Raw genomic sequence first — 25115 nt, forward strand, 5'->3', positions numbered from 1 at the left:
GATGAGTTTTTTCAAAAAGTTGAAAGATAAATTTGTGAAGGGGCAGGACGGCGAGGAGGAAAACAAGGATCAGCACCCTTCTGATCCTGCAGAAGGCAGCGGCTCTGTTTCTTCAGAGGAGGAGTCTCCTGAAGTTTCTGAATCCCTTCCTGAAAAAGAGGAAGCACCCGTGAACGTAGAGCCTGCCGGGGAGGAAGACGCTGATTCCCATGCTTCCAGAACGGAAGAGGACGATGGGGAAGAGGATGTCGATCCAGGTGTAACCGGGACCGAAGAGGACAAGAAGGAAGAAGAAAATGCCGGAACTGAAGCCGGCAATCCTGTGGATGACGACGAGGACGAACGTCCATCCGAGGCTGTAGAGGAAGAGGAAGAGAAAGAAACGATCGCTTCCAAGTTTAAAAAAGGACTGGCCAAAACGAGGAATTCCTTCTCAAGTAAAATCAATGACCTTGTGGCCCGCTATCGTACTGTAGATGAAGACTTCTTTGAAGAATTGGAAGAAGTGCTGATTTCCGCTGACGTAGGAGTAACCACCGTCATGGAAATGATAGAGGAGCTCGAATTGGAAGTGAAACGCCGGAATGTCCAGGATCCACAAAAGGTCAAGGAAATCATTTCTGAAAAACTGGTGGACATTTATTATGGAGACGACGATGCAGGAGAAGTGGAAGGCCTGACGGAAAATCCGGATGGTCTGACCGTGTACTTGTTTGTCGGAGTCAACGGTGTCGGAAAAACGACGACTATCGGGAAGCTCGCCCACCGTTTGAAATCAGAAGGGAAAAAAGTCACTCTGGCTGCCGGAGATACGTTCAGAGCCGGCGCTATTGAACAGCTGGAAGAGTGGGGGAACCGTGTAGGAGTCAACGTCACGAAGCATTCAGAAGGCAGTGATCCGGCCGCCGTAGTTTATGACGGCATAAAAGCGGCTGAATCCCGCGGCGCGGATGTACTGATTTGTGATACCGCCGGCCGCCTGCAGAATAAAGTCAATCTCATGAATGAGCTTTCCAAGGTGAAGCGGGTCATCGAACGTGAAATTCCGGGTGCTCCTCATGAAGTTCTGCTTGTTCTCGATGCAACCACTGGTCAGAATGCCATGAGCCAGGCGAAAACGTTCGCAGAAGTAACAGATGTATCCGGTATTGTCTTGTCGAAGCTTGATGGAACGGCTAAAGGCGGGATCGTCCTTGCTATCCGGAATGAATTGGAAATTCCGGTCAAGCTTGTCGGGCTTGGTGAGAAAGTGACCGACCTGGAAACGTTTGATGCCCACGCCTTTGTCTATGGCCTGTTTGCTGACATGATAGAGGAGTATGAAGAGGATTAAGAAAATACGCTGTAAACCTTGACACACATGGACCTGCTCCGTTAATATTTATGTGTAAAGGTATTTCACTTAACAAGGAGTGCTACAAGCGTGCTTGAAAAGACGACAAGAATCAATTACCTATTCGATTTCTACCAATCGCTGCTGACTCCTAAACAGAGAAATTACATGGAGTTGTATTATCTGGAAGATTATTCTCTTGGTGAAATATCCGAGACCTTTGATGTATCCCGTCAAGCGGTGTATGATAATATCCGCCGGACGGAAACCATGCTTGAAGAATATGAAAAAAAGCTTCATTTATATGAGAAATTCCAAAAACGCCAGCAGGTAATAGCGGAAATGGAAGCTGCTGTTGATAAACAGGAACTTCCAAAGCACACGGCCGTCTGGCTTGAACAATTACAAGAATTAGAATAGGAGGGTTTCTTCGATGGCATTTGAAGGTTTATCCGACCGTTTGCAGGAAACGATTAAAAAAATCAAAGGCAAAGGGAAGGTAACCGAACAAGACGTAAAAGAGATGACGCGGGAAGTCCGTCTCGCCCTCCTCGAGGCCGATGTTAACTTCAAAGTAGTGAAGGATTTCGTCAAACGTATCCGTGAACGGGCAGTCGGCCAGGAAGTTATGGAAAGTCTGACTCCGGGCCAGCAGGTCATTAAAGTCGTTCAAGAAGAGCTGACCGAGCTCATGGGCGGCAATGAAAGTAAAATTGCCGTAGCCAAGCGTCCTCCAACCGTCATTATGATGGTTGGTCTTCAGGGTGCCGGTAAAACCACGACCACGGGAAAACTGGCGAACCTTCTTCGTAAAAGTTACAACCGCAACCCGATGCTGGTTGCTGCTGACGTCTATCGTCCGGCCGCCATCCAGCAGCTGGAAACGCTCGGGAAGCAGCTGGGCATGCCGGTGCACGCTGAAGGGACAGAGGCAGACCCTGTGGATATTGCGCGTAATGCGGTTGCCAAAGCGAAAGAGGAACATCACGATTATGTTCTTATCGATACCGCCGGCCGCCTTCATATTGACGGAGATCTTATGGGGGAACTGCAGCAGATCAAGGATGCTGTCAATCCGGATGAAATTTTCCTTGTCGTCGACTCCATGACCGGACAGGATGCCGTCAACGTAGCGGAAAGCTTTGATGAACAGCTGGATGTCAGCGGCGTTCTTTTGACGAAGCTTGATGGCGACACCCGTGGTGGTGCAGCACTGTCCATCAAGGCTGTCACTGGAAAACCGATCAAATTCGCCGGTATGGGGGAAAAGCTGGATCAGCTTGAAGTTTTCCATCCCGAGCGTATGGCCTCCCGTATCCTCGGTATGGGAGATGTGCTCACTCTTATTGAAAAGGCTCAGACACAGGTCGATGAAAAACAGGCCAAAGAGCTGGAATCTAAAATGAGAAATGCTTCTTTCACGTTTGAGGATTTCCTTGAGCAGATGGAGCAGGTGAAGAACATGGGGCCCCTTGATGAGATTTTGAATATGATTCCCGGGGCCAACAAGATGAAGGGACTGCAGAATGTCTCCTTTGACGATAAGCAGATTGTCCATGTGGAAGCAATTATTCAGTCTATGACCAAGCATGAGCGTCAGGATCCTTCCCTGATGAATGCAGGCCGTAAAAAACGGATTGCCAAAGGTTCAGGTACATCTGTTTCAGAAGTCAACCGTCTTTTGAAACAGTTTGAAGAAATGAAGAAAATGATGAAGCAGATGAGCAATACCAAAGGGAAAAAAGGCCGCGGAATGAAATTTCCGTTTATGTAATGGAAAAAACCTTTACACACCCTTGAAGTTCTGCTAAAATCTAATTCTGTGTGAAACAATTAATTAAAGAAATTTTGGAGGTTGTTAAATATGGCAGTAAAAATTCGCCTAAAACGTATGGGATCCAAGCGTAACCCATTTTATCGTGTAGTAGTTGCAGATTCCCGCTCTCCTCGTGATGGCCGCATCATCGAGCAGATTGGAACATATAACCCGGTTGTAAACCCAGTTGAGGTTAAAATCGACGCTGACAAGGCGATCGACTGGATGTCCAACGGTGCCAAGCCGAGCGATACAGTCCGTAACCTATTCTCTAACGAAGGCATCATGAAGCAGTTCCACGATAAGAAAAACCAATAATAAAATAGTGGTGATATCATGAAAGCCTTAATCGAAACGATCGTCACTCCGCTTGTCGATCATCCTGATGACATCAAGGTGGATGTGAAAGAAGAAGAGCACAAAATGGTGTATCATCTTTCCGTCCATCCGGATGATGTCGGTAAGGTGATCGGAAAAAACGGGCGGATAGCGAAAGCGATTCGAACTGTCGTGTATGCGGCAGGCTCTGATTCTGATAAAAGAATCTATTTGGATATCATGTAAGAAGGGAGAGGGAGAACCTTTCCCTTTTTTACTATGTAATCTTAAGGGTAGGGAGGCGGTCAGCGCATGCAGATCATTAGAAAAGTACCTGTCAAACAAGTCCTGACAGATTCCAGCCGGGCCCAGCTTAAAGAAAGGTTCAACCAGAGGGAGCGCCAGCTTGATGAAGAATGCCGGCAGCTTGCTTTTGAACAGAAAAAACTGGAGCGCAAACCCGGTGTATCCAAACAGGAAGTGGAGCGGAGGTTTTCCCGTGAGATCAGCCGCCGGAGAGATCAGCTCAGGTGGATGGAATATCAGCGTAAACAGCTCGATATCCTTCCGGATGGAAGTGAGCTGGAAACGGATGAAGTCGACACGCTAGTCACGATCGAGGAAGGTGACGTGTGGGAAGACATTATCCAGGACCGCCAGATCACCATTAAAGATGGAAAAGTCATACGAGCGAGGTAATAACATGGATAGACAAATGTTTAATGTCGGAAAAATCATTAACACACATGGGATCAAAGGAGAAGTGAAAGTCCATCGAATCACGGATTTCGAGGAACGCTTCCAGCCCGGGCAGCTTTTGTATTGGGTAAGTGATAAACAGGAAACAAAAACTTTGGTCGTCCGCAGTCACCGGGTCCATAAAGGATTCGACCTGATCAGCTTTGAGGATCTTCCATCCATTAATGATGTGGAACCGTTGAAGAACGTGACCTTGATGGTTTCAGAAGAGGAACAGGAAGAACTCGGGGATCATGAATTTTATTTTCATGAGATTATCGGATGTACCGTCTACCTTGAATCAGGGGAAGAACTAGGGGTTATCAAAGAAATCCTGACACCGGGCGCCAACGACGTATGGGTCGTTCAACGCCGGGGAAGCAAAGATCTTTTGATCCCTTATATCGAGCCGGTTGTGAAGAAGGTAAATCCAACGGAAAAAACGATCATCATCGATCCAATAGAAGGGCTGCTGGACTGACATGCATATCGATATATTAACGCTGTTTCCAGAAATGTTCGAAGGTGTCCTGCAGAATTCCATTATGAAGCGGGCTCGGGAGCAGCAGGCTTTTTCATATGAATATGTGAATTTCCGTGATTACACAACAAGTAAGCATAATAAGGTGGATGACTATCCTTACGGGGGTGGAGCCGGTCTTGTACTCTCCCCTCAGCCGATTTTCGACAGCATTGAGGCCATCCGGGAAAAATCGGAAAAGCCTCCACGCGTCGTCCTGCTTTGTCCGCAGGGGGAACCTTATTCCCAGCAGAAGGCGGAAGAGCTTTCTGAGGAAGACCATCTTGTATTTATCTGCGGCCATTATGAAGGATATGATGAGCGCATCCGCCAAGAGCTCGTGACCGATGAAATTTCCATTGGAGACTACGTGCTCACTGGTGGTGAACTCGGAGCTATGGTTGTCATTGATTCCGTTGTCCGTCTGCTTCCCGGGGTGCTCGGAAATGAACAGTCGGCTCCGATGGATTCCTTTTCCAACGGCCTTCTGGAGCATCCTCATTATACACGGCCGGCGGATTTCCGTGGGATGAAGGTCCCTGATGTCCTTCTCTCGGGCAATCACGCTAAAATTGATGAGTGGAGACACAAAGAGTCTCTGAAGCGTACGTATGAACGCAGACCGGATCTCTTAGAGAAAAAAGAGCTGTCGGATCAGGAAAAAACGTGGCTGGAAGAGTGGAAAAAATAACAGCCGGCGGTTGAAGTTTTTCTCCCTGTATGGTATATTAAATTTTGTGCTTAAACGATCGGTTTAAGTGGAAAACGATGTTCCGCTGCCTCTTAGAAGACAAGAGCATTAGTTAAAAAGGAGTGAAGATCATGCAACAGTTGATTCATGACATTACAAAAGAACAGCTTCGTACAGATCACCCTGACTTCCGTCCTGGTGACACTGTCAAAGTACACGTGAAGGTTGTCGAGGGCACCCGTGAGCGTATCCAGGTATTCGAAGGTGTTGTTATTAAACGTCAGAACGGTGGAATCAGCGAAACATTCACAGTTCGTAAGATTACTTACGGCACAGGTGTTGAGCGTACATTCCCAGTTCATTCACCACGTATTGCTAAAATCGAACGTTCTCGTCGTGGTAAAGTACGCCGTGCGAAACTTTACTATCTACGTAACCTTCGTGGTAAAGCAGCACGTATTAAAGAAATTATCTAAACCGGTGAAAAGGAGCTTGCGTATGCCAAGCTCCTTTTTTCTACTTTATAATAAGTTCCAGCTGTTATACGATGAAAACAGCGGAGATGAACGTCATAAGACAGGGAAGTGGGGAAATGAAGCAACAGTGGTTGGACTGGGTCAAAGCATTTGCCATCGCTGCTGTTCTGGCAGTGATTGTACGGGTATTTATTTTTGCACCTGTTGTCGTCGAAGGACCGTCTATGCTTACGACACTTCATAGTGGAGATCACCTCATTGTGAGTAAGCTGCATAAACGTCTGACTTCTCCTGATCGGTTTGATGTCGTCGTTTTTCATGCAACAGAACAGAAAGATTACATAAAACGGGTCATCGGTATCCCAGGGGATCACATCGCCTATGAAAATGATCAGTTATATGTGAATGGCGAACGGGTGGAGGAGCCCTTTCTTGAGGAAAGAAAGGCACAGCTTCCGGAAGGCAGCATACTGACCAGCGACTTCAGGATGGAAGAGGACATTCCAGGTGGTTTTGAGGAAGTGCCTGAAGGTCATGTCTTTGTTCTTGGGGATAACCGGGACAACTCCACCGACAGCCGCGTCCTCGGCATGATTCCGGAAGAACAGCTGGTTGGAGAAGCTGTGTTATCCTACTGGCCGCTGGACCGCATCCGTATCGTTAATTAGGAGGATTTACATGAGTATACAATGGTTTCCCGGGCACATGGCAAAAGCGAAACGGGAAGTAGCAGAAAAATTAAAGCTCGTCGACTTTGTCATTGAACTTGTCGATGCCCGAGCACCTTTATCTTCACAGAACCCGATGCTTCACGGGATTCTTCAGGAAAAGCCGAAAATGGTTGTGCTGATGAAAAAGGATCTGGCTGATCCTGCAGTCACAGAACAGTGGATTGACTATTTCCAAAACAAAAGTATTCCCGCTGTTGCGATTGAAGCCAATCAAAAGCAGGATGTCCAGCGGGTAATTCAGAAGGCAAAAGCCCTCGGGAAGGAAAAAATCGATAAGCTCGTGGCCAAGGGCATTCGTCCAAGAGCATCAAGAGCGATGATTATCGGTATCCCGAACGTCGGAAAATCGACGCTGATCAACCGTCTTGTAAATAAAAGAGCCGCCAAAACGGGAGATAAACCAGGGGTTACGACGAAACAGCAGTGGATTAAAGTGAAGAAAGAATTTGAACTGCTGGATACACCGGGAATCCTTTGGCCTAAATTTGAGGAAGAAGAGGTCGGATACCGTCTCGCGTCCATCGGAACGATCAAGGATCAAATTCTGCCTAAGGAAGATGTGGCCGCCTACGTGATTGATTTTCTCAGCCGGGAATATCCAAGTATGCTTGAACATCGGTTCGGGTTGGACCAGGTTGATGATATGATGGACGTTTTTGAGCACATTGGTAAAAAACGGGGCTGCCTGGAAAGCGGGGGCCACGTGAATTTTGAAAAAGTGTCCGATATTATTCTTCAGGATTTACGCACAGGAAAACTCGGGCTGATCAGTCTGGAAACTCCTGAATAGATGCAGGAATGAGCGCTGCAGGCCCGTGCCTGGAGCGCTTTTTTTATGGGTGTGAACCTTGTAGTTCCGACAGTCGAACGAAAAGAAACGGAGGAGCCATCATGTCCAAACGTACAATCAATGAAATTAAAGCCATGCTGCAGGCACAGAAGCCGACAGAAGCCGAATGGGAGGAACTGTCCGGGGATACCCGCAAAGGGGTCCAGCAGCTGTTAAAGCAGTATACAGACAGGCAGAAGAAAAGAGAAGCCCTTCGAAAGCAGTATGAAGACATGCTCGAGTTTGAAAAAAAAGCCTGGGCAGGTGAGCGCCAGTATGTATGCGGTATTGATGAAGCCGGCAGGGGGCCGCTTGCTGGTCCGGTCGTCGCAGGAGCGGTTGTCCTTCCCGATGATTATTATTTGGAAGGTCTCTATGATTCCAAGCAGCTTTCAGAATCCAGGCGGGAAAGTTTCTATGAACAGATTACGAGAGATGCCGACTGGGCAGCCGGTATTGTATCCAGCAGGGAAATCGATCAGCTCAATATCTATCAGGCCGCCAGGCTCGCTATGAAACGGGCCGTATCCCAGTTGAAACACGAGCCGGATCACCTTCTGGTCGATGCGATGACGCTCGGTGACGGATGGAGTGAAACGAAACTGATCAAGGGGGACCAGCGGAGTGTATCGATCGCTGCAGCCAGTGTGGTTGCCAAGGTAACGAGGGACCGGATGATGGCAGAGCTCGATGAAGTGTATCCGGGTTACCAGTTCAAGTCCAACCAGGGCTATGGAACAAAAGATCATCTTAGGGCCCTTGAAATCTATGGAATCACCCCTGTACACAGGAAAACCTTTGCTCCCGTTAAAAACATGCTCTAGAAGGAGGGGGCGTTTTCGTTATTGAAACAGCCTCTTCAAAGGAAGCAGGAACAGGGGGGGAGCCGGATCGGACTGGTTCCTGCTTCCTTTTGTTTACATAAGATAATTTTTGTTAATCTATTGAATTTTTCGACAGATATCACGCTTTTTATGGACAATTGACAGCGTTTTTTTATACAATGTACATGCAGTGAAAATTGATGGGAGGATGAAACATGAACATTCATGAGTATCAAGGAAAACAAATCATGCGTGATTTTGGCGTTTCTGTGCCAAATGGATACGTAGCTTATACAGTCGATGAAGCTGTTGAGGCAGCAGAGAAGCTTGGCAGCAGCGTTACTGTCGTGAAAGCGCAGATCCATGCAGGTGGGCGTGGAAAAGCGGGCGGAGTGAAAATCGCCAAAAATCTTGATGAAGTCCGTACATATGCCGATGACATACTAGGTTCAACGCTTGTCACCCATCAGACTGGACCAGAAGGCAAAGAAGTTAAGCGCTTACTCATCGAGGAAGGGTGCGACATTCAAAGTGAATATTATGTCGGCCTTGTCCTTGACCGCGCGACAAGCCGTGTAACGATGATGGCCTCTGAGGAGGGTGGTACGGAGATTGAGGAAGTGGCATCTGAAACTCCGGAAAAAATCTTCAAGGAAGTCATTGATCCGGTTACAGGTCTGACTCCTTTCCAGGCAAGACGTCTGGCATTCAATATCAACATCCCTAAAGAAGCCGTCGGTAAAGCGGTCAAGTTCATGCTTGGATTGTATGATGTGTTCGTTAAAAAGGACTGCTCCGTAGCTGAAATCAATCCCCTGGTCACGACTGGAGACGGAGATGTCCTTGCCCTGGATACAAAATTGAATTTTGACGACAATGCTCTATTCCGTCAAAAAGATATCATGGAGCTTCGTGATCTGGATGAAGAAGATCCGAAAGAAGTGGAAGCATCCAAGTATGACCTCAGCTATATCGCCCTGGATGGCAATATCGGCTGCATGGTTAACGGCGCTGGACTGGCTATGGCGACGATGGATACAATCAAGCACTACAGCGGTGATCCGGCGAACTTCCTTGATGTCGGCGGCGGTGCGACGACGGAGAAAGTCACCGAGGCTTTCAAAATTATTCTATCCGACGATAACGTAAAAGGGATTTTCGTTAACATTTTCGGAGGCATTATGAAATGTGATGTCATTGCTGAAGGTGTCGTTGCAGCGACGAAGCAGATCGGTTTGACGCTTCCGCTTGTTGTCCGACTCGAAGGAACCAACGTCGAGGACGGGAAGAAAATCCTTGATGAATCCGGTTTGAACATTACTTCTGCAGATTCCATGGCAGAAGGCGCACAAAAAATCGTGGAACTAGTGAAGTAGGAAAGGCGGGGAATGAGATGAGTGTATTTATTAACAAGGATACTAAAGTGATTGTTCAAGGGATTACAGGATCAACAGCCTTGTTTCACACCAAGCAGATGGTGGAATACGGCACACAGATCGTCGGTGGAGTAACACCAGGCAAAGGCGGTACAGAAGTGGAAGGCATTCCCGTATTCAATACCGTGTCAGAAGCGGTTGAAAAAACAGGTGCCAACGCTTCGGTCATCTATGTACCTGCCCCATTTGCTGCAGATGCCATCATGGAAGCGACAGATGCAGAAATGGATCTGGCCATCTGCATTACCGAACATATTCCTGTTCTGGATATGATTAAAGTGAAACGGTATATGGAAGGCAGGAAGACCCGTCTTGTCGGGCCGAACTGCCCGGGAGTGATTACGCCGGATGAATGTAAAATCGGCATCATGCCTGGATACATCCATAAGAAAGGCCATGTTGGGGTAGTATCCCGATCCGGTACATTGACGTATGAAGCCGTACACCAGCTTTCTGAGGCAGGGATCGGTCAATCAACAGCCGTCGGTATCGGTGGTGACCCTGTAAATGGAACCGACTTTATTGATGTCTTAAAAGCCTTCAATGAGGATGACGATACAGAAGCGGTCATTATGATTGGTGAAATCGGAGGCACTGCTGAGGAAGAAGCGGCTGAATGGGTGAAAGCGAACATGAACAAACCTGTTGTCGGCTTTATCGGAGGCAGAACAGCCCCTCCAGGGAAACGTATGGGGCACGCGGGTGCCATCATTTCCGGAGGTAAAGGAACAGCGGATGAGAAAATCCGTGTCATGAATGAGTGTGGGATTCAAGTGGCAGAGACTCCGTCTGTCATGGGAGAAACCCTTATTGAAGTGTTGAAAAATGAAAATCTTTTCGATAAATGTAAGACCCATTAAAAGGTAGCCCGGGGAGGCCGTATCGATACAGATGCGGTCTCCTTATCATGAAATCCAATACAAATGAGGTGCTGTATGAATTCCAAACGAATCAGACTGATCGGCCTGCACAGTCTTTCGATAATAAGCAGAGCACGAATAAGAACCCTGCTGACATCGGACCCTGAACTTGATTTCCTCACAAACCTTTCCCCAAAAGAATTCGCTTCTTTAACAGGCACTCCTATCCGCACCTCCCAAATGATTTATCGAAGGCTGAAAGACCCTAATATAATGAAGAAACTCGACAACTATCTTCGGAGGTATACCATTTTAACGTGGTTTGATGACCAGTTTCCTCCTATGTTCCGTACCATTCCCGACCCTCCTCTCGTGTTATATATGGAGGGCCATCCCCATCTACTCTCCAACGTTTTTTCCCTCAGCGTTATCGGTACAAGAAAACCCTCTTCCTACGCTTTCCCGGCAATGAAACAGGTGCTCACCCCACTCATTCATCAGGGAGCTTTGATTGTCAGCGGGATGGCTTATGGAATTGATCAGTATGCGCACACCCTCGCTGTTTATAATGGGGGGAAGACGGCTGCTGTTCTTGGGTCGGGTTTTGAGCATATTTACCCTTCAAACAATCTTTCTTTGTATAAACAAATGGCTGATCATCATATAGTCATTAGTGAATACCCTCCTGATATACCGCCGAAGAAATATCACTTCCCTGAACGTAACCGGCTTATTTCAGGATTGAGCCCAGCCACATTTGTCATTGAAGCAAAAATGAGAAGTGGGACAATGATTACGGTGGATCAGGCTCTGGAGCAGGGGAGAAGTGTGTATGCCCTTCCAGGTCCGGCGGGAAGCCCGACAAGTGAGGGGTGCCACCACCTTATAAATGAAGGGGCCAAGCTTGTTCACACGTACCAAGACATAGCTGAAGACTGGTTTGAAAAATTTGAATAATCGGTGACAAAGGTGGTACAGTACTAAGAAGAATTAGTCGTTATTCCCTAATAAAGAGAGAGGACCGGTTTGACAAACGGTTTCATTGTATTTAATAATAGGGAAGATTTATTTTATGTAAAATTTATAGAGAAAACACCTCTATGGGAGGAACCTGTATGGCAGATTATCTTGTAATAGTGGAATCACCTGCAAAAGCAAAAACAATTGAACGCTATCTTGGAAAAAAATATAAAGTTAAAGCTTCCCTCGGGCATGTCCGTGACCTTCCAAAGAGTCAAATGGGTGTGGACGTGGAACATGAATTTGAACCGAAGTACATTACGATACGAGGCAAAGGTCCGGTATTAAAAGAGTTGAAGACGGCCGCTAAGAAGGCTAAGAAAGTCTATCTTGCAGCCGACCCCGACCGTGAAGGGGAAGCCATCGCCTGGCACCTTGCCCACAGCCTGGACATTGATGACCAGTCCAAATGCCGTGTCGTATTTAATGAGATCACTAAAGAAGCCATTAAAGATTCCTTTAAACAGCCGCGGAGCATCGATTCCGATCTTGTGGACGCTCAGCAGGCCAGACGTATTCTTGACAGACTTGTAGGATACAACATCAGCCCGATTCTCTGGAAAAAGGTGAAAAAAGGGCTGAGTGCCGGGCGCGTACAATCCGTTGCAGTAAAAATTATTATTGACCGCGAGAATGAAATCAAGAAATTCCAGCCTGAAGAATACTGGACGATTGAAGCTGATTTCCTGAAGGAGAAGGAGCCTTTTGAAGGGTCTTTCTACGGTGTCGATGGTAAGAAGCAGGAACTTAAGACTCAGCAGGATGTGGAAACGATCCAGTCCCGTCTGGATGGCAGAAACTTTACAGTAGACAAAGTAAACAAGCGGGAAAGGCGGCGGAATCCTTCGCTTCCATTCACAACGTCCTCCCTCCAGCAGGAAGCGGCGCGAAAGCTCAACTTCAGGGCTAAGAAGACGATGATGATTGCCCAGCAGCTTTATGAAGGGATTGATCTCGGAGGCAAACAGGGGATCACTGGTTTGATCACCTATATGCGTACCGACTCCACACGTCTTTCGAATTCTGCAAAGGATGATGCCAAACAGTACGTGGAAAACAATTTCGGGAAAGAGTTTCTTGGTGCCGGCAAAGCGGCTAAAAAGCAGGAAGGGGCACAGGATGCCCACGAAGCGATCCGGCCGACAGGGGCTGATCGAGACCCTAAAGCGATGAAGAGTATCCTCTCCAGGGACCAGTACCGTCTTTATAAGCTGATCTGGGACCGTTTCATAGCCAGTCAAATGGCACCGGCTGTCCTTGACACGATGACCGTACACATGACCAATGAAGGGGTGGAGTTCCGTGCGACGGGCTCTGAGGTCAAATTCAAAGGTTTCATGAAAGTCTATGTCGAAGGCAATGATGACAACAAGAAGGAAAAGGATAAACTCCTGCCTCATCTCGAAGAAGGCATGACGGTGAAGGCAGAGGAAATCAAGCCGAACCAGCACTTCACTCAGCCGCCTCCACGCTATACCGAAGCGCGCCTTGTAAAAACGCTGGAAGAACTGGGGATTGGACGCCCTTCCACTTACGCCCCTACGCTTGATACCATCCAGCGCCGCGGATATGTCGCATTGGATAATAAACGATTTGTTCCAACCGAGCTTGGCGAAATCGTCCTTGATCAGCTGCGCGAGTACTTTCCGGAAATCATTGATGCGGCGTTTACGAAGGAAATGGAAGATGACCTGGATGCCATTGAAGAAGGCAAAGAGGAATGGGTCAACATTATCGGCCAGTTCTATCAAGGTTTTCAGCCGAGACTGGAAAAAGCAGAAAAAGAAATGGAAGAAGTGGAAATTAAGGATGAGCCGGCAGGCATTGATTGTGAAAAATGCGGCCATGAAATGGTTTATAAGATGGGACGCTATGGAAAGTTCCTTGCCTGTTCCAACTTCCCGGAGTGCCGGAATACGAAGCCGATTTTGAAGAAAGTCGGAGTCACTTGTCCGAAGTGTAAAGACGGAGAAGTAGTAGAAAGAAAAAGTAAGAAAAATCGGAAGTTCTTTGGATGTGAAAACTATCCGGACTGCGACTTTATTTCCTGGGATAAACCGATCAGCCGGCCATGTCCGAAATGTGAGTCGCTGCTTGTAGAGAAGAAAGTCAAGAAAGGTACCCAGATCCAATGTACCAGCTGTGATTATAAAGAAGAACCGCAGGCTTGAGTCCTGTTATATTTTCAAGAGCCTATGACTATCCTTATAGTCATAGGCTCTTTCCAATTATTTTAATTGACACGGGTGGAGTTGGACGCTATAATTACGCTTTGGTAAGGCTACATACTTGACAGCACTGATGGCACAGCAGCTGGAGCCGGAAATCCTGTAATCTTTTCCAATTAATTGTTTAGACTTGGAAACAATTCAGAATTTTGTTACATTTTAATTAAATCCATTGTTTATTCAGTCAATGGTGTGATAAAATTTAATCGCCTTTGTGAGGTGAAAAACTCATGCATTCCTATAAAGAATCGTTTATGGAGTACCTTCAGATTGAAAAGAATGCGTCGCCTCTGACAATCAAGCATTACGGCAGAGATATTGATGAGTTCTATACTTTCCTTCATGCGGAAGGGACAGCCATTGAGAGCTGTGATTATTCGACCGTCCGAGTATTTTTAACAAAGCAGTATGAAGCAGGGTACGCGAGAAAAACTGTTTCCAGGAAAGTGTCCAGCCTCCGGAGTTTTTTTAAGTATTTAGAAAGGGAGAATTGGTTTGACAGCAACCCGTTCGCCAATGTGTCGCTTCCTAAAGCGGAAGCTCCTATTCCTAATTTCTTTTATGAACAGGAACTGGATCAGCTTTTTCAAGTCAGTGATCTGACAGATCCACTCGGACAGAGAAATCAGGCTCTTCTCGAACTGTTGTATGGAACGGGGATTCGTGTGAGTGAATGTGTCCAGTTGAAAACAGGAGACCTGGACTTTTCCCTGAACACAGCTCTTGTCCTCGGAAAGGGAAGAAAAGAGCGGTATGTTCCTTTTGGAAAGTCAGCTTCACAAGCGCTCCGAACATACATGGAAGACGGCCGTCTTGACTTATCGTCTAAACAAAAGGACCCTGTCCGGACATTGTTTCTCAATGCCCGGGGTGGACCGCTTACGGCTGATGGAATTCGTTTGATTTTAAATAAAATGGTGAAAGAAGCTGCGTTAACTGTGGATGTTCACCCTCATAAGCTCCGGCATACGTTTGCTACACATATGCTGAACGAGGGGGCTGATATGCGGTCCGTTCAGGAACTGCTCGGCCATGAGCATTTATCTTCCACGCAGATCTATACGCATGTAACCAAGGATCGACTGAGAAATGTATATATGAACAGCCATCCAAGAGCGAATAAGAGGTGAATCATATGGATCAGCAATTTCACGCAACGACTATTTTCGCCGTCCAGCACAATGGGAAGTCAGCCATGAGCGGGGACGGACAGGTGACATTAGGAAATCAGGTAGTGATGAAGCATACAGCCAGGAAAGTGAGAAGACTGTTCAACGATCAGGTACTCGCCGGCTTCGCCGGTTCCGTAGCCGATGCTTTTACACTTTTCGAGAAATTTGAAGGCAAGCTTGAAAGTTATGACGGCAATCTGGCAAGAGCCTCTGTGGAACTGGCCAAGGAGTGGCGCAGTGACCAGGTATTAAGAAAGCTTGAAGCCATGTTGATTGTAATGGATAAGGAAAAAATGTTTCTCGTCTCCGGAACAGGGGAAGTCATTGAACCAGATGACGGAATACTTGCCATCGGATCCGGCGGAAACTTTGCGCTCAGCGCCGGACGCGCATTAAAGAGATACTCCCCGGATCAGTCCGCTCCGGATATCGCAAGAGCTGCGCTGGAAATTGCCGGAGAAATCTGTGTGTTTACAAATGATCAGATCGTTTTGGAAGTTCTCGAATAAGGAGGACCAGGAATGTCTATACAGTTAACCCCTAAACAAATTGTAGAAAAACTGGATCAATACATTATTGGACAGGACAGCGCCAAACGCTCCGTCGCTATTGCTCTTAGGAACCGTTACCGCCGTATGCAGCTGACCGATGAGCTGAAGGATGAAATTGTTCCGAAGAATATTTTGATGATGGGTCCGACAGGCGTTGGTAAAACAGAAATCGCCCGCAGGCTTGCCAAGCTTACAGGCGCTCCTTTTGTAAAAGTAGAGGCCACCAAATTCACGGAAGTCGGCTATGTCGGCCGTGACGTCGAATCCATGGTGCGCGACCTCGTCGAAATGGCGGTCCGTATGGTCAAGGAAGAGAAAATGGACGCGGTCAAGGACCGGGCCGAAGAACAGGCGGATAAGAGACTGGTTAAACTTCTCGTTCCATCCAAGAAGAAGCAGAATAATAATTTCAAGAATCCTTTTGAAATGCTGTTTAACCAAAATGGCCAGCAGGACAACCAACCCGACGAGTCCCAGGAAGAAGCCGAAATCGAAACGAAGCGGAGCCGGATCCGCCACCAGCTTGATATGGGTGAGCTGGAAGACCGGATGGTGACGATAGAGGTCGAAGAATCGCAGTCTTCCATGTTTGATATGCTCCAAGGTTCAGGAATGGAACAGATGGGGATGAACATGCAGGATGCATTCAGCCAGTTTATGCCTAAGAAAAAGAAAAAGCGCCGCCTTTCCGTATCAGAAGCGAGAAAAGTTCTGACCCAGGAAGAAGCGGGAAAACTTGTGGATATGGATGAAGTTGGACAGGAAGCGGTTTATAAAGTAGAGCAGTCCGGGATGATCTTTATCGATGAGATTGATAAGGTCGCGGCAAAAGGGGACAACCAGGGGAATGTATCCCGTGAAGGTGTACAGCGTGATATTCTTCCGATTGTGGAGGGATCCACGATTGTAACGAAATATGGACCTGTAGCGACCGATCACATCCTCTTCGTAGCAGCGGGCGCCTTCCATATGTCCAAACCCTCCGACCTGATCCCTGAATTACAGGGCCGCTTTCCGATCCGGGTCGAGCTTAACAAACTCAGTGTGGCCGATTTCAAGCGTATATTAATGGAGCCTTCCAATGCGCTTTTAAAACAATATAAAGCTTTACTTGAAATTGAAGGTATAAAGGTTGAATTTTCTGACGATGCTGTTACCAGACTCGCAGAAATCGCTCATGAAGTGAATCAGGAAACAGATAATATCGGTGCCCGCAGACTTCATACGATTCTCGAAAAACTGCTTGAGGATCTTTCGTTTGAAGCTCCGGATGTCATGATGGAAACCATCGAAATTACACCACAGTATGTAGACAGTAAATTATCATCAATTGTTAAAAACAAAGATCTCAGCCGATTTATCTTGTAGGAGAGATCAACAAGGAGGAAATGCACATGAAACTACTAGATCGTGCACGTAAGATCAACGCAATGCTGCAGAAAACAACAGGAAAGTCCGTCGACTTCAATGATATGTCCGCTACCATGCGTGATGTCATTGAAGCCAACACATTCGTACTGAGCCGTCGCGGAAAGCTTCTCGGCTTTGCGATTAATCAGGAGATTGAGAACGAGCGTATGAAGGCGATGCTTTCTGACCGCCAGTTCCCTCAGGAGTATACCCAGAGTCTGTTCAATATCCAGGAGACAACCCCTGATATTGATATCGACAGTGAATATACCGCCTTCCCTATTGAAAACCGCGATTTGTTTGAGAACGGTCTGACAACCATCGTTCCAATCATCGGGGGCGGACAGCGCCTCGGTACATTGATTCTGAGCCGTCTTAACGGAAATTTCAATGACGATGACCTGCTTCTAGCCGAATATGGTGCCACGGTTGTAGGCATGGAGATTCTTCATGAGAAAACAGAGGAAATCGAGCAGGAAGCACGGAGCAAAGCTGTTGTGCAAATGGCGATCAGCTCCCTGTCCTACAGCGAACTTGAAGCCATTGAACACATTTTTGATGAACTGGAAGGCAATGAAGGCCTGCTGGTGGCAAGTAAAATTGCCGACCGCGTGGGAATCACCCGTTCTGTCATCGTAAATGCACTTCGCAAACTGGAAAGTGCAGGAGTCATCGAGTCCCGTTCTCTTGGGATGAAGGGAACCTATATTAAAGTTCTTAATAATAATTTCTTGCTGGAGCTACAGAAGCTTCGCACAAACTAAAAAAAGCAGGCCGTGTGCCTGCTTTTTTTTTAAACCCTTTTTATAACATCCTGCCTCTCTTTGTGCCTATTGGATTATTTTTTTATATTCCAATAAATACATACTATTCGACACACTTTTATGACATAATGTTCATTATAAGATTCTATTCGACAATTTTTCCATTATCATACACTTTATAAGGTATTTAATCATAGTTAATATGTACTATTTGTAATACTCTCGTAAAAAAAGTCAGGATTGTATAGACAAATTTTAAGTAATTTTTTTAAAATTGAAGATGGGATATGGAAAAAATGTCGAATGAAGGATAGAGGTGGAAAGGTGAGCCTGTTTAATGACACGTTTACGTCCCTTCAGGGTGCTCTTGATTATTCTGCGGCCAAAAACAAAGCGTTATCCAATAATATCGCCAATGTAGATACGCCGGGATACAAGGCAGAAGGGGTGGCATTCAAAGATATCCTTGCCAAGGAAACGTCGTTCCAGACGAAAACTACACATGCCGGACATATCAACTTCAGCGGTGGCGCTGGTCAATCCTATACTACATATAAGAAAAACGATTCATCCTATCATCCGAACGGAAACAATGTGGATATAGATAAAGAGATGAACGAGCTGGCACAGAACCAGATCCAATATCAAGCGCTCGTGGAACGTATGAACGGGAAGTTTCAAAGTCTTCAATCCGTATTAAAAGGTGGTGGTTAATCGATGAGTATATTTCAGGCTATGAACGCCAGCGGCAGCGCATTGACGGCCCAGAGGCTGCGTATGGATGTGGCATCATCCAACATTGCCAATGCGAATTCCACGAGGGCTTCCATCAATGAAAATGGAGAGTGGGAACCATACCAACGGAAGATGGTTGTTTTGGAACCGGAGAAGCAGGATTTCAAGCACGTCCTGCAGCAATCCACAGAGACCGGCCATACATCAGGTGTGAAGGCTTCGGAAATTGTGGAGGACGAAGAACCTTTCAAGATGGCGTACAACCCGTCCCATCCGGATGCGGATGATGAAGGATATGTTCAAGTTCCCAACGTGGATCCCCTGCAGGAAATGGTGGATATGATGAGTGCAACACGCTCATATGAAGCAAGCGTTACATCGCTGAACGCTTCGAAAAGCATGCTGATGAAAGCTTTAGAGATTGGCAGATAAAGAAAGGGGATAGATAACGGATGGCAGAAATGAATCCATTAACGAGTGTGAAATCCATATCCGAACCTGTGCAGTCACAGTGGCAGAAAGGGGTTTCCCCGAGTGAGGCCCATCAGTCATTTTCCAGTCAGTTAAAGAACGCCGTGGATCAGTTGAATCACGTTCAAGTCGTATCAGACGAAAAAACGAAGGCTCTTGCCACCGGCGGCATCGATGATCTCCATGATGTCATGATTGCATCCCAGAAAGCCGGTATTACGATGCAGACAGCTGTGGAAGTGCAGAGCAAAGTCATCGACGCGTATAAAGAAATGATGCGCATGCAGGTATAGCAGTTCATGAGAAGATTTGCATTATACGATTCGGTTGAATCGTAATTTTTTTGGGGGCAGTTATGAAAGAGCAATTACATGGATATAAAGAGCGGCTGACTGCTTTTTGGAAAAGCCGCAGCAAAGGACAGCGCAGCTTGATGACAACAGCAGGAGCTGTGCTGGTTATTGCTTTAATCGTGATCAGTGTGCTGGCATCCAACACGGGGATGGTACCTCTCTACAAGGATATTACTGTTCAGGAGGCCGGACAGATTAAAGCGGAACTGGATACACGCGGCATCCCTTATGAGCTGGACCAGGGGGGGACAAGCATTCTTGTTCCTGACTCAGAGGTGGAAGGGCTTCTTGTAGATCTGGCCGCTTCGGGCATTCCGAACAGTGGAACGATCGACTACAGCTTTTTCAGTAATAACATCTCGTGGGGGATGACAGACAATGAATTTGATGTCATCAAACTGGATGCTATGCAGACGGAACTGGCTGGATTGATCACAGGTATTCAAGGGATTGAAAATGCAAAAGTGATGATTAACATGCCTGAAGAACAGCTTTTTGCTGCAGATGCCGAAGCGAATGCTTCGGCGTCTGTTGTCCTTGATGTCCAGCCGGGGTATCAGCTGGAAGCGGGCCAGGTTGAAACGCTTTATAACCTGATTTCCAAGTCTGTACCTGACTTGTCTAAAGATAATATCGTCATCATGGATCAAAATTTCAATTATTTTGACAATCAATCTGAAATGGCTGGACAGGAAGAGATGTATACATACCAGCAGAAGGTCAAATCAGATATTGAAAAAGATATCAAACAACGGCTGCAGCATATGCTCGGAATGATGATCGGGGAGCAGAAAGTGATTGCAACCGTAACGGCAGATATTGATTTTACTAAAGAAAACCGTGTGGAAGAGCTTGTGGAACCGGTGGACCCCGAAACGATGGCAGGGCTCCCTGTAAGTATGGAATTGATTGAAGAGACATACGAGGACGGTGCTGTACCCGAAGGCGGAACGGCCGGAACAGGGGACGAAGATATTCCGAACTATGAAGCCGGCGAAACCGGAAGCGGCGATTATGAAATGAAAAAAGAAACGATCAATAATGAATTCAACCGGATTAAGAAAAATATAGAGGAAAGTCCGTATAAAGTACGTGACCTCGGTATTCAGGTGGCAGTGGATAATAAAAAGTCCGTGAACGAAGACGGCTCTGTTGAGTATTTGACTGCAGCAGAAGAGCAGACCGTTCAGGAAAGTGTTCAATCGATTGTAGACTCGATGATTACAACATCCATCAATGAAGAATACGAGCAGGAGAATACCGACGGAAAGGTTTCGATCGTATTCCAGGAATTCAGCGGCCAAGTGGAATTTCCAACCGGTGAAACGTCTACGGGGCTTCCGTTGTGGGCCTACATCGTGGCTGGAGGCCTGCTTCTGGTCATCATTATTCTAATCTGGAGATTATTGAGACGGAACAAGGAAGAGGAAGAAGAAGAATTTTACGTGTATACAGAGGAAAGCGCCGTACCTGAAGAAAAAACAGAAATTCCGGAAATAAAGGAAAAAGAAGATGAATCAACTCAAAAACGGAAACAGCTGGAAAAGATGGCGAAAGAAAAGCCAGAGGATTTTGCGAAGTTACTGCGCTCCTGGATTTCGGATGATTAAGGAGGTCTGAAGATGGCTTTGAACAAGCAGACACTGACAGGAAAACAAAAAGCAGCCGTCCTCCTCATATCTCTGGGACCCGACGTTGCTGCACAGGTATATAAACATTTGACAGAAGAAGAGATTGAACAGCTCACTTTGGAGATTTCTTCTGTTCAAAAAGTGGAAGCTGACAAGAAAGAAGATATTCTCGATCAGTTCCATCAAATTGCTTTAGCCCAGGACTACATTTCCCAGGGAGGCATCGGATATGCCAAAACGATCTTGGAAAAGGCACTGGGTGTGGAAGAAGCGTCTAATATCATCGGGCGTCTGACTTCTTCTCTTCAGGTGAAACCGTTCGATTTTGCAAGAAGGGCGGATCCCGGACAGATTTTAAATTTCATTCAAAATGAACATCCGCAGACGATCGCTCTCGTCCTTTCATACCTGGATGCCGAGCAGGCTGGACAAGTCTTATCAGAACTTCCACAGCAGCAGCAGGGCGATGTGGCGAGGAGGATTGCCGTAATGGATTCGACGTCTCCTGAAATCATCAGTCAGGTGGAGCAGATTCTTGAAAAGAAATTATCGGCCACCGTCACAAACGATTACACGGAAACGGGTGGTATTCAGGCCGTTGTCGAAGTATTGAACGGGGTTGACCGCAGCACAGAGCGTACCATTTTAGATTCCCTGGAAACCCAGGATCCAAACCTGGCAGAGGAAATTAAAAAGCGGATGTTTGTCTTTGAAGATATCGTCGCCCTCGATAACCGGGCTGTCCAGCGTGTAGTCAGAGATGTTGACCAAGATGATCTGCGTCTGGCGCTTAAGGTGTCCAGTGAAGAAGTGAAAGAAGTTGTCTTCAATAATATGTCCGACCGTATGGCCCAGACCTTTAAAGAAGAAATGGAGTTCATGGGTCCTGTACGTCTGCGTGATGTGGAAGAAGCTCAAACGAGGGTCGTTTCCACTATTCGACATTTAGAAGACATTGGCGAGATCATTATCGCCAGAGGCGGAGGAGATGACATCATTGTCTAACTATCCACAGGATACCGGCAGGGTCATTCAAATCAAGAAAGTAAATCCAGTCCCCCATCCTTCTGAAGAGGAATACAGCTCAGAGAATCTGGAGAACCACAAGGATTCCCTTCAACAGGACATCCATCATCTGCAGACTAGAAAGCAGGAGCTGATCCAGCAGACGGCTGCCGAAATTGAAGCAATGAAACAGACCTGGGAGGAAGAAAGAAAAGTCATTGAAAATGAAGCCTTCCGGAAAGGCTTTGAAGAAGGAACATCTAAAGGGCAGGAGGAAGGCAGACAGGTGTATGAAAGCCGGATCGAACAAGCGAATCTTGTCGTTGAAAAAGCCGGGATCCTTCAAAAAGAAAAGGTAAAGGAAAGTGAACGTATGATCCTGGATCTTGCCTTGACGTGTGCGGAGAAAATCGTAAAAAAACAACTGATGGAACAACCGGAAGCGTTCCTTCCTTTGGTCAGTGCAGCCATTGAAGAAGTGCAGGCGCAGCCAGAAGTGACCATCTATGTTCACCCGGATCAGTTCGGTCTTTTACAAGAGCAGAGAGAAGAGCTTCATGAAGCTGTTCGTCACAATACAGACCTTTCCATATACGTTGAGGCAGAACTTCCTCCTTTTACATGCAGAGTCGAATCCCCATTTGGAATTATCGATGCAGGAATTGACACACAGCTGACAGAACTTCGTAAAGCCGTCTTGAAAGCTGCAGAAAGGGCGGATGCAGATGAATGAATCTTTTTTTGAATCCGTGATCCGCCGGGCAGATACGTATAAGCGCTACGGTAAAATTCACCGCGTCGTCGGTCTGATGATTGAGTCCAAAGGTCCGGAGGCTTCGATCGGAGAAGTGTGTACCATCCATTCGCCGATACATGGACAAGCAACGATCCAGGCGGAAGTGGTCGGCTTCCATGATGAAAACATTCTGCTTATGCCTTATCAGGAAGTGACCCATATCAGTCCTGGAAGTCTTGTGGAAGCTACTGGATCCCCCTTGAACATTCATGTGGGCAGAGGCTTGATCGGGAGTGTTCTGGATGCCTCCGGACAGCCGCTGGACGGAAGCCGTCTGCCCAAGGGTTTGAAGGAATATCCGACAATTCAGGACCCCCCGAACCCTTTATCGAGGCCGCCGGTAAGAGAGCCGATACAAGTCGGCGTCCGCGCAGTAGATTCCTTGTTGAGTGTGGGCAAAGGGCAGCGTGTAGGAATTTTTGCAGGCAGTGGTGTTGGAAAAAGTACGTTGATGGGCATGATTGCCCGTAACAGCTCGGCGGATTTGAATGTGATCGCCTTAATCGGAGAGAGGGGCCGGGAAGTCCGGGAATTTATAGAACATGATCTTGGAGAAGAAGGCTTGAGGCGGTCCATTGTTGTTGTGGCAACTTCAGATCAACCGGCTTTAATGAGAGTGAAAGGGGCTTATACTGCGACTGCCATCAGTGAGTATTTCCGTGACCTTGGCTATAACGTCAACCTGATGATGGATTCCGTCACAAGGTTTGCAATGGCCCAGCGTGAAATCGGTCTGGCCACAGGCGAACCCCCCACTACGAAAGGGTATACGCCTTCTGTCTTCGCTCTCCTTCCAAAGCTTTTGGAACGGACAGGGGCTTCCAGCAGGGGAACAATCACAGCCTTCTATACTGTTCTCGTAGATGGGGATGACTTAAACGAACCGATCGCTGATACAGTCCGTGGTATTCTGGACGGCCATTTTGTTCTTGATCGTAAACTGGCTGAGCAGGGAAGGTTTCCGGCAGTCAATATCCTGAAATCCATCAGCCGCGTGATGAAGCAGATTGTCACAGAGGAACATGCTCATGCAGCATCCCAGCTCCGTGCTCATCTGGCAACGTATGAAGAGAACAGAGAATTGATTCAAATTGGCGCTTATAAAAAAGGGTCCAGCCGGGACATTGATGAATCGATTTCCTACTTTCCGCACCTGGTGAAGTTTTTAAAGCAGGATGTATATGAACCGGCAAGCTATGAAGGTTCGGTGGAAGATTTGAAAGGGTTATTTGACTAGGGGGATTTGTAAATGACGGCCGTTGTCCAAACCTATCAAAAGATTAAGGACTTAAGAGATAAAGACAAGCATGAAAAGCAGAAAGAGTACCAAAAAGCAGTAGAAACCTTTGAAAAACGGGCCCGGGAACTGTATGAAAGGCTCAGGGAAAAAGAGCAGGCAGTTGAACAGTTCAACGACTCCTTATCACGGGGGACTCTCCCGGCCGGCGCTTTCGTTCAACACCGGCAGTATATTGAACATTTAGAAGCCATCGTCGATGATCTGCAGCCGTTCGTCCAACAGGCCCGTATGAAAATGGAGCACGCTCAAACTGTTCTGACAGATGCTTACATCGAAGTGAAAAAGTATGAAAAATTAATAGAAATGAAGGAAGAAGAAGAAGTGCAGTGGATGAAATACGAAGAAAATGCACGCATGGATGAACTGTCCATGAATCAATACTTAAATTTCTTAAACAGGTGATGGTATGGCTGGAAAAATAAAAAACACCCCAACAAAAGAGCGTTCCTTAGGTAAAATCATGCTCGCTGTCTTTATTCCCGTTATCTTTCTTGCTGTCCTCGCATGGGTAGTACTGACACTGTCAGGGATGAACGTTTCCAAAGAGGTTGGAAAAGCGGCGTCTGCCATTCCCGGACTTTCAACAATCACTTCTTCCAATGAAGCAGAATCGACCGGTGAAACAAGTGATCGTCTGGAGGCAGCACTGGCAAACAAAGAAGCTGAAATCAACCAATTGAAGCAGGAGTCTTCAGACAAAGAATCATTGTTGGAAGAGAAGGATAGACAAATCCTTCAGCTTCAAGCCGATTTGGAAGAAGCTACCCAGCCGGCCGTGCAGGAAGAGGAGGCTGAAGATTCTGTCAAGGATCTGGCCTTGTCGTTCCGTGAGATGGACGCAGAAGATGCAGCGCCCATTTTACAGGAAATGAATCAGGATAAAGCTGTACTCGTTCTAAAAGAGATTACGAATAAAGAACGTGGAACGATTTTAGGCGCAATGGAATCGGCAGCCGCAGCCGAGATTGCCGTCCGTTTAATGGATGAATAAACGACACATTCGATAAGGAGGTGAAGAAGATAACCACACTATTTTCATTAGTACCAACGTCGGTACCCATGCAGCCACTCACGAGCTCTTCTTCTAAGACTGATGGAATTTCATTC

29 protein-coding genes are annotated in these 25115 nt (G+C 46.7%); all 29 read left to right on the forward strand.

Annotated elements, in window-relative coordinates:
• The first annotated feature begins 1 nt into the window (after window position 1).
• The 29 genes from ftsY (at window position 2) to ACXAJH_RS02280 (ending at window position 24999) form a co-directional block, all read left to right on the forward strand.
• Entirely contained in the window at window positions 2-1333 is a 1332-nt protein-coding gene (ftsY, locus tag ACXAJH_RS02140) for a signal recognition particle-docking protein FtsY (protein ID WP_474991892.1), read from the forward strand.
• 90 nt (window positions 1334-1423) lie between these two features.
• On the forward strand, window positions 1424-1753 hold the full coding sequence (locus ACXAJH_RS02145) for a putative DNA-binding protein (RefSeq protein WP_474968480.1): 330 nt from the start codon (window positions 1424-1426) through the stop codon (window positions 1751-1753).
• A 13-nt stretch (window positions 1754-1766) separates the two neighbouring features.
• Window positions 1767-3107, forward strand: coding sequence for a signal recognition particle protein (gene ffh, locus ACXAJH_RS02150; RefSeq protein ID WP_027954182.1), 1341 nt, complete (start codon window positions 1767-1769; stop codon window positions 3105-3107).
• 90 nt (window positions 3108-3197) lie between these two features.
• A complete protein-coding gene (rpsP, locus tag ACXAJH_RS02155) occupies window positions 3198-3467 on the forward strand; it encodes a 30S ribosomal protein S16 (RefSeq protein ID WP_160835583.1) in 270 nt (89 codons plus the stop codon).
• An 18-nt stretch (window positions 3468-3485) separates the two neighbouring features.
• Window positions 3486-3713, forward strand: a complete 228-nt coding sequence (locus tag ACXAJH_RS02160; protein WP_027954184.1) for a KH domain-containing protein — start codon at window positions 3486-3488, stop codon at window positions 3711-3713.
• Window positions 3714-3779: 66 nt separating this feature from the next.
• Window positions 3780-4166, forward strand: coding sequence for a YlqD family protein (locus tag ACXAJH_RS02165; protein ID WP_474968481.1), 387 nt, complete (start codon window positions 3780-3782; stop codon window positions 4164-4166).
• 4 nt (window positions 4167-4170) lie between these two features.
• Window positions 4171-4686, forward strand: coding sequence for a ribosome maturation factor RimM (gene rimM / locus ACXAJH_RS02170; RefSeq protein WP_474968482.1), 516 nt, complete (start codon window positions 4171-4173; stop codon window positions 4684-4686).
• 1 nt (window position 4687) lies between these two features.
• Window positions 4688-5416, forward strand: coding sequence for a tRNA (guanosine(37)-N1)-methyltransferase TrmD (gene trmD, locus ACXAJH_RS02175; protein ID WP_474968483.1), 729 nt, complete (start codon window positions 4688-4690; stop codon window positions 5414-5416).
• 131 nt (window positions 5417-5547) lie between these two features.
• Window positions 5548-5892 (forward strand): 50S ribosomal protein L19, encoded by a 345-nt coding sequence (gene rplS / locus ACXAJH_RS02180; protein ID WP_027954188.1) that lies wholly within the window; start codon window positions 5548-5550, stop codon window positions 5890-5892.
• A 116-nt stretch (window positions 5893-6008) separates the two neighbouring features.
• Window positions 6009-6560 (forward strand): signal peptidase I, encoded by a 552-nt coding sequence (lepB, locus tag ACXAJH_RS02185; protein ID WP_474971476.1) that lies wholly within the window; start codon window positions 6009-6011, stop codon window positions 6558-6560.
• 10 nt (window positions 6561-6570) lie between these two features.
• Window positions 6571-7413, forward strand: a complete 843-nt coding sequence (gene ylqF, locus ACXAJH_RS02190; RefSeq protein ID WP_474968485.1) for a ribosome biogenesis GTPase YlqF — start codon at window positions 6571-6573, stop codon at window positions 7411-7413.
• A 101-nt stretch (window positions 7414-7514) separates the two neighbouring features.
• Window positions 7515-8276 (forward strand): ribonuclease HII, encoded by a 762-nt coding sequence (locus ACXAJH_RS02195; protein ID WP_474968486.1) that lies wholly within the window; start codon window positions 7515-7517, stop codon window positions 8274-8276.
• A gap of 215 nt (window positions 8277-8491) precedes the next feature.
• Window positions 8492-9652 carry an ADP-forming succinate--CoA ligase subunit beta gene (gene sucC, locus ACXAJH_RS02200; protein WP_474968487.1) on the forward strand — a complete coding sequence of 387 codons (1161 nt, stop codon included), beginning with the start codon at window positions 8492-8494 and terminating at the stop codon, window positions 9650-9652.
• A 17-nt stretch (window positions 9653-9669) separates the two neighbouring features.
• Window positions 9670-10572 (forward strand): succinate--CoA ligase subunit alpha, encoded by a 903-nt coding sequence (sucD, locus tag ACXAJH_RS02205; protein WP_027954193.1) that lies wholly within the window; start codon window positions 9670-9672, stop codon window positions 10570-10572.
• 75 nt (window positions 10573-10647) lie between these two features.
• Window positions 10648-11529, forward strand: a complete 882-nt coding sequence (gene dprA / locus ACXAJH_RS02210; RefSeq protein WP_474968488.1) for a DNA-processing protein DprA — start codon at window positions 10648-10650, stop codon at window positions 11527-11529.
• Between the two features lie 158 nt (window positions 11530-11687).
• The gene (gene topA, locus ACXAJH_RS02215) at window positions 11688-13763 is read left to right on the forward strand and encodes a type I DNA topoisomerase (RefSeq protein WP_474968489.1); all 2076 of its coding nucleotides are present in this window, start codon (window positions 11688-11690) and stop codon (window positions 13761-13763) included.
• Window positions 13764-14050: 287 nt separating this feature from the next.
• Complete coding sequence (gene xerC, locus ACXAJH_RS02220) at window positions 14051-14950, forward strand: tyrosine recombinase XerC (RefSeq protein ID WP_474968490.1); 900 nt, start codon at window positions 14051-14053, stop codon at window positions 14948-14950.
• A gap of 5 nt (window positions 14951-14955) precedes the next feature.
• Window positions 14956-15501 (forward strand): ATP-dependent protease subunit HslV, encoded by a 546-nt coding sequence (gene hslV / locus ACXAJH_RS02225; RefSeq protein WP_027954197.1) that lies wholly within the window; start codon window positions 14956-14958, stop codon window positions 15499-15501.
• Window positions 15502-15513: 12 nt separating this feature from the next.
• Window positions 15514-16911: an HslU--HslV peptidase ATPase subunit gene (hslU, locus tag ACXAJH_RS02230; RefSeq protein WP_474991897.1), complete on the forward strand. Its 1398-nt coding sequence runs from the start codon at window positions 15514-15516 to the stop codon at window positions 16909-16911.
• A gap of 26 nt (window positions 16912-16937) precedes the next feature.
• Window positions 16938-17717, forward strand: coding sequence for a GTP-sensing pleiotropic transcriptional regulator CodY (gene codY, locus ACXAJH_RS02235; RefSeq protein WP_027954199.1), 780 nt, complete (start codon window positions 16938-16940; stop codon window positions 17715-17717).
• A 324-nt stretch (window positions 17718-18041) separates the two neighbouring features.
• The gene (gene flgB, locus ACXAJH_RS02240) at window positions 18042-18431 is read left to right on the forward strand and encodes a flagellar basal body rod protein FlgB (protein ID WP_474970387.1); all 390 of its coding nucleotides are present in this window, start codon (window positions 18042-18044) and stop codon (window positions 18429-18431) included.
• A gap of 3 nt (window positions 18432-18434) precedes the next feature.
• Window positions 18435-18884, forward strand: coding sequence for a flagellar basal body rod protein FlgC (gene flgC / locus ACXAJH_RS02245; protein WP_474968492.1), 450 nt, complete (start codon window positions 18435-18437; stop codon window positions 18882-18884).
• Between the two features lie 29 nt (window positions 18885-18913).
• Window positions 18914-19216 carry a flagellar hook-basal body complex protein FliE gene (fliE, locus tag ACXAJH_RS02250; RefSeq protein ID WP_474993447.1) on the forward strand — a complete coding sequence of 101 codons (303 nt, stop codon included), beginning with the start codon at window positions 18914-18916 and terminating at the stop codon, window positions 19214-19216.
• 62 nt (window positions 19217-19278) lie between these two features.
• Window positions 19279-20886: a flagellar basal-body MS-ring/collar protein FliF gene (fliF, locus tag ACXAJH_RS02255; protein WP_474992982.1), complete on the forward strand. Its 1608-nt coding sequence runs from the start codon at window positions 19279-19281 to the stop codon at window positions 20884-20886.
• 12 nt (window positions 20887-20898) lie between these two features.
• Window positions 20899-21912: a flagellar motor switch protein FliG gene (gene fliG / locus ACXAJH_RS02260; RefSeq protein ID WP_027954204.1), complete on the forward strand. Its 1014-nt coding sequence runs from the start codon at window positions 20899-20901 to the stop codon at window positions 21910-21912.
• Entirely contained in the window at window positions 21905-22645 is a 741-nt protein-coding gene (gene fliH, locus ACXAJH_RS02265; protein WP_474968494.1) for a flagellar assembly protein FliH, read from the forward strand. Before fliG ends, fliH begins: the two co-directional genes overlap by 8 nt.
• On the forward strand, window positions 22638-23945 hold the full coding sequence (gene fliI, locus ACXAJH_RS02270; protein ID WP_474971469.1) for a flagellar protein export ATPase FliI: 1308 nt from the start codon (window positions 22638-22640) through the stop codon (window positions 23943-23945). Before fliH ends, fliI begins: the two co-directional genes overlap by 8 nt.
• A gap of 12 nt (window positions 23946-23957) precedes the next feature.
• Window positions 23958-24410 carry a flagellar export protein FliJ gene (gene fliJ, locus ACXAJH_RS02275; protein ID WP_474968496.1) on the forward strand — a complete coding sequence of 151 codons (453 nt, stop codon included), beginning with the start codon at window positions 23958-23960 and terminating at the stop codon, window positions 24408-24410.
• 4 nt (window positions 24411-24414) lie between these two features.
• Window positions 24415-24999 carry a MotE family protein gene (locus ACXAJH_RS02280; protein ID WP_474992984.1) on the forward strand — a complete coding sequence of 195 codons (585 nt, stop codon included), beginning with the start codon at window positions 24415-24417 and terminating at the stop codon, window positions 24997-24999.
• Window positions 25000-25115: the final 116 nt, after the last annotated feature.

The organism is Halobacillus sp. ABD4_316 (assembly GCF_056161385.1).

Excerpts from the sequence above, each read along its gene's own strand:
- sucC (WP_474968487.1), top strand. The coding sequence starts at position 8,492 with ATGAACATTCATGAGTATCAAGGAAAACAAATCATGCGTGATTTTGGC.
- sucD (WP_027954193.1), top strand. The coding sequence starts at position 9,670 with ATGAGTGTATTTATTAACAAGGATACTAAAGTGATTGTTCAAGGGATT.
- fliG (WP_027954204.1), top strand. The coding sequence starts at position 20,899 with ATGGCTTTGAACAAGCAGACACTGACAGGAAAACAAAAAGCAGCCGTC.
- flgC (WP_474968492.1), top strand. The coding sequence starts at position 18,435 with ATGAGTATATTTCAGGCTATGAACGCCAGCGGCAGCGCATTGACGGCC.
- ftsY (WP_474991892.1), top strand. The coding sequence starts at position 2 with ATGAGTTTTTTCAAAAAGTTGAAAGATAAATTTGTGAAGGGGCAGGAC.
- hslU (WP_474991897.1), top strand. The coding sequence starts at position 15,514 with ATGTCTATACAGTTAACCCCTAAACAAATTGTAGAAAAACTGGATCAA.
- rplS (WP_027954188.1), top strand. The coding sequence starts at position 5,548 with ATGCAACAGTTGATTCATGACATTACAAAAGAACAGCTTCGTACAGAT.
- rimM (WP_474968482.1), top strand. The coding sequence starts at position 4,171 with ATGGATAGACAAATGTTTAATGTCGGAAAAATCATTAACACACATGGG.
- fliI (WP_474971469.1), top strand. The coding sequence starts at position 22,638 with ATGAATGAATCTTTTTTTGAATCCGTGATCCGCCGGGCAGATACGTAT.
- ACXAJH_RS02165 (WP_474968481.1), top strand. The coding sequence starts at position 3,780 with ATGCAGATCATTAGAAAAGTACCTGTCAAACAAGTCCTGACAGATTCC.
- dprA (WP_474968488.1), top strand. The coding sequence starts at position 10,648 with ATGAATTCCAAACGAATCAGACTGATCGGCCTGCACAGTCTTTCGATA.
- fliJ (WP_474968496.1), top strand. The coding sequence starts at position 23,958 with ATGACGGCCGTTGTCCAAACCTATCAAAAGATTAAGGACTTAAGAGAT.
- trmD (WP_474968483.1), top strand. The coding sequence starts at position 4,688 with ATGCATATCGATATATTAACGCTGTTTCCAGAAATGTTCGAAGGTGTC.
- hslV (WP_027954197.1), top strand. The coding sequence starts at position 14,956 with ATGGATCAGCAATTTCACGCAACGACTATTTTCGCCGTCCAGCACAAT.
- ACXAJH_RS02280 (WP_474992984.1), top strand. The coding sequence starts at position 24,415 with ATGGCTGGAAAAATAAAAAACACCCCAACAAAAGAGCGTTCCTTAGGT.
- fliF (WP_474992982.1), top strand. The coding sequence starts at position 19,279 with ATGAAAGAGCAATTACATGGATATAAAGAGCGGCTGACTGCTTTTTGG.
- ACXAJH_RS02195 (WP_474968486.1), top strand. The coding sequence starts at position 7,515 with ATGTCCAAACGTACAATCAATGAAATTAAAGCCATGCTGCAGGCACAG.
- codY (WP_027954199.1), top strand. The coding sequence starts at position 16,938 with ATGAAACTACTAGATCGTGCACGTAAGATCAACGCAATGCTGCAGAAA.
- ylqF (WP_474968485.1), top strand. The coding sequence starts at position 6,571 with ATGAGTATACAATGGTTTCCCGGGCACATGGCAAAAGCGAAACGGGAA.
- topA (WP_474968489.1), top strand. The coding sequence starts at position 11,688 with ATGGCAGATTATCTTGTAATAGTGGAATCACCTGCAAAAGCAAAAACA.
- xerC (WP_474968490.1), top strand. The coding sequence starts at position 14,051 with ATGCATTCCTATAAAGAATCGTTTATGGAGTACCTTCAGATTGAAAAG.
- rpsP (WP_160835583.1), top strand. The coding sequence starts at position 3,198 with ATGGCAGTAAAAATTCGCCTAAAACGTATGGGATCCAAGCGTAACCCA.
- ACXAJH_RS02160 (WP_027954184.1), top strand. The coding sequence starts at position 3,486 with ATGAAAGCCTTAATCGAAACGATCGTCACTCCGCTTGTCGATCATCCT.
- fliE (WP_474993447.1), top strand. The coding sequence starts at position 18,914 with ATGAATCCATTAACGAGTGTGAAATCCATATCCGAACCTGTGCAGTCA.
- lepB (WP_474971476.1), top strand. The coding sequence starts at position 6,009 with ATGAAGCAACAGTGGTTGGACTGGGTCAAAGCATTTGCCATCGCTGCT.
- ffh (WP_027954182.1), top strand. The coding sequence starts at position 1,767 with ATGGCATTTGAAGGTTTATCCGACCGTTTGCAGGAAACGATTAAAAAA.